The organism is Lutibacter sp. (genome assembly GCF_030692605.1).
Taxonomy (GTDB): Bacteria; Bacteroidota; Bacteroidia; order Flavobacteriales; family Flavobacteriaceae; genus Lutibacter.
This window is the reverse complement of sequence record NZ_JAUYUD010000006.1, coordinates 1-11,702: the sequence shown is the minus strand read 5'-3', so window position 1 is coordinate 11,702 and position 11,702 is coordinate 1. Positions and strand designations below refer to the sequence as shown.

General features: G+C 28.8%; 12 protein-coding genes. 6 read left to right on the top strand and 6 right to left on the bottom strand.

What is annotated here, in order from left to right; all coding sequences use genetic code 11:
- Window positions 1–138: 138 nt before the first annotated feature.
- The 4 genes from Q8S45_RS00460 to Q8S45_RS00445 are packed head-to-tail and all read left to right on the top strand — an operon-like array spanning window position 139 to window position 4,564.
- Complete coding sequence (locus tag Q8S45_RS00460; protein WP_305600236.1) at window positions 139–780, top strand: glycosyltransferase; 642 nt, start codon at window positions 139–141, stop codon at window positions 778–780.
- Between the two features lie 2 nt (window positions 781–782).
- A complete protein-coding gene (locus Q8S45_RS00455; protein WP_305600234.1) occupies window positions 783–2,186 on the top strand; it encodes a glycosyltransferase family 39 protein in 1,404 nt (467 codons plus the stop codon).
- A 44-nt stretch (window positions 2,187–2,230) separates the two neighbouring features.
- Entirely contained in the window at window positions 2,231–3,853 is a 1,623-nt protein-coding gene (locus Q8S45_RS00450; protein WP_305600233.1) for a glycosyltransferase family 39 protein, read from the top strand.
- Between the two features lie 36 nt (window positions 3,854–3,889).
- Window positions 3,890–4,564, top strand: coding sequence for a hypothetical protein (locus tag Q8S45_RS00445; RefSeq protein WP_305600231.1), 675 nt, complete (start codon window positions 3,890–3,892; stop codon window positions 4,562–4,564).
- Window positions 4,565–4,631: 67 nt separating this feature from the next.
- On the opposite strand, the gene Q8S45_RS00440 is transcribed toward Q8S45_RS00445, so the two are convergent.
- From Q8S45_RS00440 to Q8S45_RS00420, 5 genes are read right to left on the bottom strand one after another with little or no spacing between them, the layout of a single operon-like run.
- Window positions 4,632–5,201 (bottom strand): phosphatase PAP2 family protein, encoded by a 570-nt coding sequence (locus Q8S45_RS00440; protein WP_305600229.1) that lies wholly within the window; start codon window positions 5,199–5,201, stop codon window positions 4,632–4,634.
- A 19-nt stretch (window positions 5,202–5,220) separates the two neighbouring features.
- Window positions 5,221–6,327 carry a peptidylprolyl isomerase gene (locus tag Q8S45_RS00435; RefSeq protein WP_305600227.1) on the bottom strand — a complete coding sequence of 369 codons (1,107 nt, stop codon included), beginning with the start codon at window positions 6,325–6,327 and terminating at the stop codon, window positions 5,221–5,223.
- Between the two features lie 45 nt (window positions 6,328–6,372).
- On the bottom strand, window positions 6,373–7,104 hold the full coding sequence (locus Q8S45_RS00430; protein ID WP_305600226.1) for an FKBP-type peptidyl-prolyl cis-trans isomerase: 732 nt from the start codon (window positions 7,102–7,104) through the stop codon (window positions 6,373–6,375).
- A complete protein-coding gene (gene gldI, locus Q8S45_RS00425) occupies window positions 7,091–7,636 on the bottom strand; it encodes a gliding motility-associated peptidyl-prolyl isomerase GldI (RefSeq protein WP_305600224.1) in 546 nt (181 codons plus the stop codon). The genes Q8S45_RS00430 and gldI overlap by 14 nt, the downstream gene beginning before the upstream one ends.
- On the bottom strand, window positions 7,626–8,657 hold the full coding sequence (locus Q8S45_RS00420) for a bifunctional oligoribonuclease/PAP phosphatase NrnA (protein ID WP_305600222.1): 1,032 nt from the start codon (window positions 8,655–8,657) through the stop codon (window positions 7,626–7,628). The genes gldI and Q8S45_RS00420 overlap by 11 nt, the downstream gene beginning before the upstream one ends.
- Window positions 8,658–8,746: 89 nt before the next feature.
- Between Q8S45_RS00420 and Q8S45_RS00415 the strand changes: the two genes are divergently transcribed.
- Window positions 8,747–9,787, top strand: coding sequence for an alkaline phosphatase D family protein (locus tag Q8S45_RS00415; RefSeq protein WP_305600220.1), 1,041 nt, complete (start codon window positions 8,747–8,749; stop codon window positions 9,785–9,787).
- A 69-nt stretch (window positions 9,788–9,856) separates the two neighbouring features.
- Window positions 9,857–10,276: a nucleoside-diphosphate kinase gene (locus Q8S45_RS00410; protein WP_305600219.1), complete on the top strand. Its 420-nt coding sequence runs from the start codon at window positions 9,857–9,859 to the stop codon at window positions 10,274–10,276.
- A gap of 50 nt (window positions 10,277–10,326) precedes the next feature.
- Here Q8S45_RS00410 and Q8S45_RS00405 read toward each other — a convergent pair whose 3' ends face one another.
- The gene (locus Q8S45_RS00405; protein WP_305600217.1) at window positions 10,327–11,502 is read right to left on the bottom strand and encodes a GlmU family protein; all 1,176 of its coding nucleotides are present in this window, start codon (window positions 11,500–11,502) and stop codon (window positions 10,327–10,329) included.
- Window positions 11,503–11,702 lie beyond the last annotated feature (200 nt).

Here is an 11,702-nt window from a genome sequence, read left to right as displayed (position 1 = left end):
TCTTTTTTACACCTGAAAGTATCAACTTGATTGCTTTTCTGCGAATAACTACTCTCGCTTGCTCGGTTACAGTTCTGAAATCCTCTTTTTCCATACTGTAAATATACAAATTTATTCCGATATTTTGTCGCTAGGTTAATACTTTGCTTTTTTGATGATGGTTCAAAAGATAATACACTTCAAATTTTAACTACTTTAAAAAATAATTTTCCAACTTTAATTGAAGTAATTTCAACAGAAAAGAACGGTGGAAAAGCTGAAGCTGTTAGAACAGGAGTATTGCATTGCAACCAACAATTTAATCAAAAAAGTATTGCTTATTTAGATGCTGATTTAGCCACTTCATTAGAAGAATGTGTTGAAATTAGTCATCAAATAAATTCGAAAGTTTTATTTGCGTTTGGATCTCGAATTTCGAAAATAGACAATCAAATTGATCGAAAAATCTATCGTTTTTTTATAGGGAGAATTATTGCTACAGCAATATCACATCAATTAGGTATTATCGTCTATGATACCCAATGTGGCTGTAAAGTCATTGAAAATGAACTAGCTAAAAAAATATTTCAACAAAAATTTATTTCTAAATGGCTATTTGATGTGGAATTATTTCATAGAATTATTGCTATTTACGGAAAAAATAAAATTTCTGAAATTTGTAGAGAAATTCCACTAAAAAAATGGATTGATATTGGAGAGTCTAAAGTTCAATTCACATATTTCTTTAAATTATGGCTCGATTTATTTAAAATTGGCAAAACATATAAAACCAATTCATAATTATGAGGTTGTTTTCAAAAAAAATATCATCTTTTACACTATTAGTTATTGGATTGCTATTATTTAGAGTTGTGTTGAATTATTCCATTCCATTAATGGACAAAACGGAGGCGCGTTATGCTGAAATTTCCAGAATAATGGCTGAAACCAACGATTTTGTAACGCCTCAAATAGACTATGATGTGCCTTTTTGGGCAAAACCTCCTTTATCAACTTGGTTTTCTTCATTAAGCATAAAAGTTTTTGGAGAAAATGAATTTGCTGTACGTTTTCCTTATTTACTACTTAATATTTTAGTGCTTTTATTAATTGGAAGATATGCTAAAGAAAAAAAACTCGACTTTTTTATTCCTGCATTTATATTACTAACTATTCCAGAATTTCTTATTCATACTGGAGTTGTTTCAACAGATACAGCCTTGGCATTTTGTGTTACCCTGGTCATGATTTCATTTTGGGAAGCGGTTAAAACGAAAGAAAATCACTTATGGAAATACGTGTTTTTTATAGGTTTAGGATTGGGAATGTTAGCTAAAGGCCCTATTATTTTTATATTAACCATACCTCCTATTTTTGTGTGGACTTTATTTTTTAAAGAGTTTAAAGCTGTTTGGAAGAATTTTCAATGGTTCTTAGGAATTCTATTATTTGTAATAATTGCTGCGCCTTGGTATTATTTAGCTGAACTAAAAACACCTGGATTTATAGATTATTTTATTGTAGGTGAACACTTTAAACGCTTTTTTGATTCTAGCTGGCAAGGTGATAAATATGGTTTTCCAAAATCGCAACCAATGGGAATGATATGGTTATTTTTAATTGCCTTTGCAATTCCTTGGATTCTACTCGTAATTCAAAAAGTATGGCAAAAAAAACTTACTATTTTAAAAGATAAATGGGTACTTTTTTTACTGCTTTGGCTATTGTGGACTCCTGGATTTTTTACCATTTCTAAAAGTTTAATTCATCCATACATAATGCCAGTAATGGTTCCTATTGCATTATTAATAACGTATTGGTGGGATGAATTTAAAAATATAAAACGAATAATTTATTTAGCGCTTCTATTTCCATTAATTGCATTGTTATTTTTTATTGGAACACAGTTTACACCAAAAAGTGAATTTTATATTAATTCTGACAAATATTTAATTGAAAATAATTCAAAAGACAATATTCCAATGTATTATTGGCAAACTAAGAGTTATTCTAGTCAGTTTTATTCTAAAGGAATTATTAAAGTTATAAAAAATGAACAAGAATTAACAACTCATTTAAATTCAGATACTTCCTTTTTATTGATAATTCCTCATAAACGATTAAAAAAAATGAATCCATCCTACTTAAAATTTTTACTAGAAATTGATAATAACTATAAAAATGGAATCTATTTATTTAAAAAATAAATACTTTAATTTGCAGTATATACTATAGCTTATAAAACTATTTTATGATGCTTACAACTCTTGAAAAATACCCAATAGCGTTTTTATCAATTTTAGTTTTATCTATGTTGCTAATTCATTTAGAGATTCCAACAGTAACTATTATGGAAGCGCGTAATTTTATTACCGCTCGTGAAATGATTCTCGATAACAATTGGCTATTAACAACAATGAACGGAGAAGCCCGTTACGAAAAACCTCCATTACCAACTTGGTTAACAGCCTTTTCAGGTATATTGTTTGGTGTTAATAGCTTGTTTACACTAAGATTACCAGCGGCTTTAATGGTATTGTTTTTAGGAATAATTAGTTACTTTTTATCGTTAAAATTAAGATTAACTAAAAATAATGCATTTTTTAATAGTTTAATTTTAGTGACTTCTTTTTACATTTTTGGTATCATAAACGAAGCTCCTTGGGATATTTTTGCACACGGTTTTATGATGGCTGGCATTTATTTTTTATTCCTTTCTTTTGAAGAAAAATCATCCATTTGGAAAAACGCATTATTATCAGGAATCTTTATTGGACTTTCCATAATGAGCAAAGGTCCAGTTTCTTTATATGCTTTGTTTCTTCCATTTTTAATTTCTTATGGATTCATATTTAAATTTAAAAACATAAAAATACTTCCTTTACTAACATCTATAATACTTTTTAGTATTATTGGCGGATGGTGGTTTGTATATGTTCGATTGGAAGATCCTATAGCTTTTTTAGAAATAGCAACTAAAGAGTCTGGCAATTGGAGTACCTATAATGTTAAACCATTTTACTATTATTGGAGCTTTTTTACTCAATCTGGTATATGGACTATTCCAGCATTTATTAGCTTATTGTATCCATATTTAATTAAAAAAGTTGAAAACAAAAAAGCCTATAAATTTATATTTTGGTGGACATTATTTGCACTTATTTTACTTTCATTAATTCCAGAAAAAAAGGCCAGATATTTAGTTCCTGTGTTAATTCCATTAGCTTTTAGTACAGGTTTTTATGTTCAATATTTAATCAATAATTTTTCTAAATTAACTTCAAAAAAAGAAACTTTACCCGTTTATTTCAATTTTGGACTGATTGGATTTCTTTCTATTTCATCACCAATTGTGCTTTTCGTTATTTTAAAAAATGAGATTCAAACTTATTTATTAAGTTATATATTAACTTCAATTTCAACAGGATTAATAGGTGTACTAATCTTTAAATATTTATTTCAAAAAAAAATAAAGTCTGTTTTTTACTTAACAATTTTGTTTATGGCTTCTCTATTAATTTTTGGATTGCCATTGTCAAAAGGATTTAATAAAAATGAAAATTACAATTCAATGGCTAATATACACGCTGTAGAAAAAGAACATAGAATTAATTCTTACTCCATCGGAGAAATTGCACCAGAACTATTGTGGGATTATAAAGGTCTTTTAAAAAATATATATAAAAACGGACTATTTTTGCCGCCAGCAGAACCTAATTTTGGACTATTAATTATGAACGAAGATGTTGAAGAAATCTCCATTCAATTAGAAGCCAATTATAACTTTAACTTGGTTGAAACCTATAATTTAAATATGGGCTCAAAAAGTAAAGAAAGACTTATAAGGCAGTTTTATTTAGTTTCAAAAAAATAGTACTTTTGTCAAGTATTTGTTTTAATAAATCACACTATGTTTTTAAAAAATTTAACAAGAACCGAAAAATTAGCATATCTATTTTTAATTTTAGTTTATATACTTGGAATATATTTTGCAAATACCAATTTAACTTTTTTTGATGAAGTCTTTACAAAAGAAGATGATTTTGTAGAGTATGGTACGGCATTTTTACTTTTCTGTTCAAGTATTTTATTATTCTATAGGTTACTTAAACTTTTTACAGTAAAAAAAATATTTTGGAAAATTGGAATATTATTTATGGCTGCTGTTTTTTTATTTGGAGCTGGTGAAGAAATTTCCTGGGGTCAGCGAATTTTTAATGTAGAATCTTCTGAATATTTTATTGAAAACAATGCTCAAGGTGAAACCAATTTACATAATTTGGTAGTTGAAGGAAAAAAGGTAAATAAAATAATTTTTAGTCAATTATTAACCCTCATATTAGTGCTATACTTACTTGTAACACCACTACTTTATAGAAAATTTGATGCTGTTAAAAAATTAGCAAACCTGTTTGCAGTGCCAATTGTAAAATGGCATCATACTATTGCTTTTTTATTAGGAACTGTATTATTAATGTTTATAAATTCAACAAGAAAATGGGAATTGTACGAACTTGCTTTTGGTGCTATATTCTTCTTAATATTTTTAAATCCTTTTAATAAAAATATTTATACTTCAAATTAAAAGAAATCGTACTTTTTAATTTAATTAGTGTGAGTCTCAGGTTTTAAAAAAAGGCATAATCCAATTATTATTGTGTTAATCTAACTAAAAAGAATTGGTATAGTTTATAAAATATAAAACCATAAAAAACGCCAAATGCAACACCAGTTAGCACATCTAATGGAAAATGCACCCCAATATAAATTCTACTATATGCCACTAATAATGCCCAAAAAATAAGAAAATAAGGTATATATTTAAACTTACTTTTTAAAAGAAAACTAAAAAATACAGCAATTGCCATGGAGTTTGCCGCATGTGCAGAAAAAAATGCATATAAACCTCCACATCTTTCTTTAACTAATCTCATTAAGGAAGAGATAGTCTCATCATGACATGGTCTTAACCGTTTAAAACTGTATTTAAATAAGTTACTCGTCTGGTCTGAAAAAAAGATCATTATCGCAACTAGTAATACCAATAAAATTGTTTTTCTTAAACCAAAATACTTGTAAATGATATAAACTAATATAAAATATAATGGGATGGCACTAAACTTATTTGTTAAAATAAGCCAGAAACCATCCCAATATACTGATCCCAAACTATTTAAATAAATAAATAGCTGAATATCTTTATCAATTAGCCAATCTATCATTTTAAGCTAATTATCTAAGTTATTTTACAATTTCAACCAGTTCAATTTCAAAAACTAAATCTGTATTTGGTGGAATCTTCCCCCCTGCACCTTGTGCACCATATCCTAAATGAGAAGGGATAAATAACATTGCTCTATCTCCAACTTTCAAATTTTGCAAACCTTCTCTAAAACCTGCAATTAATCGAGCTTCAGGACCATAAAGGGTTGTAAGAGGAGCATATCCATTTTGTAGATCACGAGTTTCATCATACACTCCATGAGCTTTTGCAACTTCCTTAAAGCTAGTTTCAAACAATCTTCCATCTGTAAAATAACCCGCATAATTTACTTTTACATTTGCACCATTTACTGGTTTTTCACCGCCCTTAGTTTCTATAAATGCTATTTGCAAACCAGATGTTAATTCTTTTGCTTCTTCTTTAAGTTGAATCATTTTAATTAAGGTGCTTTTTGCAGCTTTTTCAATAGTTTCTTGCTTTAATTTTTGACTTTTTTCAAAATCGCTAAAAAATTTAGAAAACACTTTATTTGCTTCAAAATTCTTAGCTTTTTTTCCAATTTTAACAATTTCTATTTTTATGATAACATCGTTTTGAACAATTGAATCTACGACAGCTTGCCCATCAATCACCTCACCAAATACGGTATGTTTCCCATCTAACCATGGAGTTTCTTTATGGGTTATAAAAAACTGGCTTCCATTGGTTTGATGGCCTGAATTTGCCATTGATAAAATCCCTGGCTTATTATGAAGCAATACTAATTTTCCGGATTCATCCATTGGAAATTCATCAATAAATTTATATCCTGGACCACCTTCACCAGTTCCAATAGGATCACCACATTGAATCATAAAATCTTTGATAACTCTATGAAATATTAATCCGTCAAAAAATCGTTTACCTTTTAGAGAATCTGGAACAAATTTGTTGGTTCCTTCTGCCAAAGAAACAAAATTTGCAACAGTAACCGGTGTTTTTTCAAATTCCAATTTTAATAAAATGGTTCCTTTAGATGTTTCCATGTCGACATACATCCCATCATCCAATTTAGCATACTTGGTTGGTTTACAAGAAACCATGCTTAAAACAAGCAATACTGCTGCAAATTTATGTGTCTTCATATTTAAAATTTATTTTAAATTAAAAATAATACTAATTTAATCAGATTATTTTATAATCTCCAATAATTCAACTTCAAAAATTAATGGCATAAATGGTTTTATAGCTCCATCTGGTCTTGGAAAAGCTCCATACCCTAATTCTTGAGGTACAATAAATTTATATTTTGATCCAACAGTCATTAATTGTAACCCTTCAGTCCATCCTGGAATAACTTGGTTAATATTAAATTGAGCTGGTTCTTTTCTATCAACTGAACTATCAAATACAGTAACACCATCGGTAAGTGTACCGTGATAGTGAACTTTTACATTTGATCCCTCAATAGGCTTCTCACCTTTTCCTTCTTTAATTACAACATACTGTAATCCTGACGCAGTAACCTTAACTCCTGGAGCTTTTTTATTTTCTTCCATAAATTTTTCCCCTGCTTTTTTAACATCTCCAAATTCTTTTTCCACAGATTTCATTTGTTCTTCTTGCTCTTTTTTCATAGTCTCTTCACGCTTTTTCTGAAAAAATGTACCCAAAACAGTTTCAATATCTTTTTGCTCAATTAAAATATTTACTGAATCAACACCGCTCAAAACACCTTGTAGATAGAGCTCTCTATTAATTTCTGGAAAATTTTGTTTCAATTTATACCCCATATCCAATCCTAAGGTATAACTAACTGAATCCACTTCAGTTTTTAATGATTCTTTTGTTGCTTTTTGATTATTACATGCAACAAACATTGAAGCCACAAGGGCAACTGCTAAAAATTTACTTATTTTCATTTTTCTTATTTATTTTAATTAATTGAACTTTATATATTAATGGTTGATTAATTCCAATTTTGTTAGTATCGCCGGTATATCCATACATTAAGTGTGAAGGAAATAAGAATGTTGCCATATCGCCTTCACCCATTATTTTTAATGCATTTCTTAAACCGTCTTTAATTTCTTGTTGATCTATAAAATAACTTTTCTCCCCAATTTCATCCCTGCTATAAATTATTTCATTTTCAATATTTAAAACTTCATATGTAAAAATACATTCATCTCCTTTTTGAGGAACATAGTTTTGATTGCTTTTAGCATTGAATGAATACCAAAAACCTTTGCTAGAATTTAAATAATGTTCATTTGAATCTAACTTCATATAATTCTTGAATAATAATTCTTCTTCGCCATTTAATTTTTTATTAAACATCACAGATTCTTCCATAAATGAAGAAGATTTGCGGACTATAGGATTTCTTGGAACTGGGTTTATACAAGAAAAAAATATAAAGGCAATAAAAAAATATAATAGCTTATTCACCATACGATTTTAGCAGCTGATTTTTATATTTAGGTAATAAATTTAAAAATTTTGAAATAGTTGCATCAATTGAAACTATTGATTTTCCACCTGCAGCATTGTCATGTCCTCCCCCATCAAAATGTTTTCTAGCAAATTCATTTACAGAAAATTTTCCTTTTGAACGAAACGAAATTTTTACAATTTTCTGATCTACATCTTCAATAAAAATTGCAGCAAATATAATACCTTCTACTGATAAACCATAGTTTACAATACCTTCAGTATCACCTTTTTCATAATTATAGTTATTTAGTTCATCTTGAGATAATGTAATATAAGCAGTTTTTAGCTTATCAATCATAACCATATTATTCAAAGCACAGCCTAATAATTGCAATTTACTGTATGAATTAGTGTCATATACTTTATTATAAATCATAGAATTATCAGCCCCATATTCTATTAGATTTGCAATAATTCTATGAGTTGTACTTGTTGTTGAAGGGAATCTAAATGATCCCGTATCAGTCATAATCCCAGTGTATAAACAGGTTGCAATTTCCTTATTAATACTGGTTGTATCCTCCAACATTTCTATAAAATGATACACCATTTGACAGGTAGAGCAAATGGAAATATCTGAATATAAATATTTTGCCACCAAATCTGGTTGTTGGTGATGATCGATCATAATAAAAGTTCCAATGTAATCCTCTAATCCATGTTGCATATCTTCTCCAACCCGATGCAATGCATTAAAATCTAACAAAAATACAATAGAAGCTTCATCTAACGCAGTAACAGATTGTCTATTTTGTGTATCGTATTTATAAACATTATTAGAACCTGGTAACCATTTTAAAAAATTAGGATAATCATTTGGACTAACCACAGTTGCAGCATGCCCCTTTAATTGTAGATAGTGATACATTGCCAAACAAGCCCCTATAGCATCACCGTCAGGGTTTTTATGTGGAACAATTACTATGTTTTTTTTAGTAGTAAGTAATTCCTTTATTTCTTTAATCTCAGCTAAATTCATACGGCTGCGAATATACAAATTATTAAACTTATTTTTTAAACTTATCTATGTATATTTGTTAATAATGGTGTTAAAAATTTCAAAAAAAAATGAACTTTTCTAAATTAATTCTTTTCTTTTTCTTACTTCAAGTATCTTGTCAATCATCTCAAAACAAAAATACAAAAGAACAAATACAAAAAAATGACTCTTCAAATTTTATTCTTTCTTTTGGTTCGTGCAATAATCAAGTTTTACCAAATAATTTGTGGAAAGCAATTGAAAAACACAATCCTACTGTTTGGATCTGGGGAGGCGATGTTATTTATTCTGATACGAATGACATGAAATACCTTCAAAAAAATTACGATGTACAACTTGCAAATGAAGATTATAAACATTTTTCTTCAGAAGTTGATATTTTAGGAACTTGGGATGACCACGATTACGGTCTAAATGATGGTGGTGAAGAATATGAATTTAAGAAAGAATCACAACAATTATTTTTAAATTTTTTAAAGGTTAAAAAGGAGGATCCTAGAAGATTAAAAGAAGGAGTATATTTTTCAAAAAATTATATTATTAATGAACATTCAATAAAAGTTATAATTTTAGATACTCGTTATTTTAGAACTAAATTAACAGCTGCTACCGATACCTCAAAACGATATAAACCTTCCAACAACCCCGGAAATACTATGTTAGGTGAAAAACAATGGGAATGGTTATCAAATGAATTAAAAACCTCTACCGCTACTTTTAATGTAATTATGAGTAGCATACAATTTTTATCGAATGAACATGGATTTGAATGCTGGGGAACAATGCCAACTGAAATAAAAAAACTAGAAGAATTATTACTAACATCAAAAGCTAAAAATACAATCATTCTTTCGGGAGACAGACATATTTCTGAATTTTCAAAAAAAGATATTAATGGATTAGATTATCCTTTAATAGATTTTACATCAAGTGGATTGACACATTCTTACACTAATTTTACCGAAGAACCAAATGCATACCGTATTGGTAATGTAGTTTCAATAAAAAGTTTTGGGTTATTAAAATTTAATTTTTTAAAAATGGAAGTATTAATGGAAATAAGAGGTGAAGAAAATAAATTACTAGAATCTCTCATACAAAAATATTAGAAGTAAAATTTTATTTAATTAGAAAATCGTATATTTGCCAACAATTTTTAAGAAATTTTTAATAAAACAATGGCAACAAACAGAACATTTGCAATGCTAAAACCAGATTCAGTAGAAAAAGGTTATGTTGGAGCAATATTAGACAAAATAAATGCTACCGGATTTAGAATTGTAGCGTTGAAAATGACGCACTTAACAATGGCGGATGCAAAAGAATTTTATGACATTCACAAAGAACGACCGTTTTTTGAAGAATTAGTGAAATATATGACTAGAGGACCCATTATTGCGGTAATTTTAGAAAAAGAAAATGCAGTTGAAGATTTTAGGGCTTTAATTGGAGCAACTAATCCAGTTGATGCTGCCGATGGAACCATTAGAAAATTATTTGCTGCTTCAGTAAGTGAAAATGCTGTACATGGATCTGATAGTGATGAAAATGCTGCTATTGAAAGTACATTTCACTTTTCAGGGAGAGAAATGTTTTAAGGTATAAAAACAATTATTTAAAAAATGCCCTTTTTCAAGGGCATTTTTTATTAATAATTTCTATGCTTTTTTGATAGCTCAAAAATATGACTCAATATATTCTCGTCTTCTTCCTCAAATGAAAGATTTCTTCGTTGCAATACAAGTTTAGCAGTTTCTGTTGCTTTATCAATTTGATAGGTTGAAAAACCAGCAGCCCCTCCCCAACTAAATGATGGAATAAAATTTCTCGGAAAATTACTTCCATAAATGTTACAACTTACACCAACAACGGTTCCTGTGTTAAACATTGTATTTATAGCACATTTAGAATGGTCACCCATAATTAAACCACAAAACTGTAAACCTGTTTTAGCAAAGTTTTCCGATTCATAATTCCATATACGAACCTCGGCATAATTGTTTTTTAGATTCGAATTATTGGTATCTGCACCCAAATTACACCATTCACCAAGAACGGAATTTCCTAAAAAACCATCGTGACCTTTGTTCGTATTTCCAAAAATAACAGAATTTGTTACTTCACCTCCAATTTTTGAATGCGGACCAATTGTGGTTCCTCCATACACTTTAGTTCCCATTTTTAAAATAGAATTTTCACATAAAGCAAAAGGCCCACGTACTGTACATCCTTCCATTATAATTGAGTTTCTACCAATAAAAATTGGGCCATTAGTCGCATTAAGGGATGAAAACAAAATAGTTGCTCCTTCTTCAATAAAAATCTGATCTTTATTTATATACTGCACTCCTTCAGGAATAGGCTGAGAAACCCTTCCATCAGTTAATAATTCAAAATCATCATTTATGGCTTTATTATTTAATGCAAATAAATCCCAAGTGTTTTTAATTTGAATAATTTCTTCATCAAAATCTATATGCTCGTACAAGTCAAAATTCACTTCATCCTGATCTTCTGTTGTAAAAAAAGCAAGTACATCTTCTCCATAAAAAATAGCTTGATTTTCCTTCAAGTCTTGTATCAGAGTAACTAAATTGGTAGTAGGCAAAAATGAAGCATTAATCATTATGTTTTTCTCCATTTCCACCATTGGAAATTTAGCATCTAAATACTCTTCGGTTAATGTTGTAGTAGCAAAACCTAAATAGAGTTCCCATTTTTCCCGGATGGTAAGAATTCCTATTCGCAACTCTGCAACCGGTCTTGTGTATGTTAAAGGAAGAAGTGCCGTTCTTGTTGCTCCGTCAAATAAAATATAATTCATGGTACTATAAGTTTACACAAATGTACATGATGTTTTTAAAATTTTGTTTAGAAAGTAATTGTTATTAACCTAGCGGTAATATATTCATAAAAAAGTTGTATATTTGTCCTATGGAAAAAGAAGATTTTAGGACAGTTGATGATACGATTAGAAGTTCGTATCGAAAAAAGGCAATTGCCTTAATAAAGAAAGGCGTAAAA

Coding starts and splice junctions, on each gene's coding strand:
- Q8S45_RS00455 (WP_305600234.1), top strand. CDS start 783: ATGAGGTTGTTTTCAAAAAAAATATCATCTTTTACACTATTAGTTATT.
- Q8S45_RS00450 (WP_305600233.1), top strand. CDS start 2,231: ATGATGCTTACAACTCTTGAAAAATACCCAATAGCGTTTTTATCAATT.
- Q8S45_RS00445 (WP_305600231.1), top strand. CDS start 3,890: ATGTTTTTAAAAAATTTAACAAGAACCGAAAAATTAGCATATCTATTT.
- Q8S45_RS00440 (WP_305600229.1), bottom strand. CDS start 5,201: ATGATAGATTGGCTAATTGATAAAGATATTCAGCTATTTATTTATTTA.
- Q8S45_RS00435 (WP_305600227.1), bottom strand. CDS start 6,327: ATGAAGACACATAAATTTGCAGCAGTATTGCTTGTTTTAAGCATGGTT.
- Q8S45_RS00430 (WP_305600226.1), bottom strand. CDS start 7,104: ATGAAAATAAGTAAATTTTTAGCAGTTGCCCTTGTGGCTTCAATGTTT.
- gldI (WP_305600224.1), bottom strand. CDS start 7,636: ATGGTGAATAAGCTATTATATTTTTTTATTGCCTTTATATTTTTTTCT.
- Q8S45_RS00420 (WP_305600222.1), bottom strand. CDS start 8,657: ATGAATTTAGCTGAGATTAAAGAAATAAAGGAATTACTTACTACTAAA.
- Q8S45_RS00415 (WP_305600220.1), top strand. CDS start 8,747: ATGAACTTTTCTAAATTAATTCTTTTCTTTTTCTTACTTCAAGTATCT.
- Q8S45_RS00410 (WP_305600219.1), top strand. CDS start 9,857: ATGGCAACAAACAGAACATTTGCAATGCTAAAACCAGATTCAGTAGAA.
- Q8S45_RS00405 (WP_305600217.1), bottom strand. CDS start 11,502: ATGAATTATATTTTATTTGACGGAGCAACAAGAACGGCACTTCTTCCT.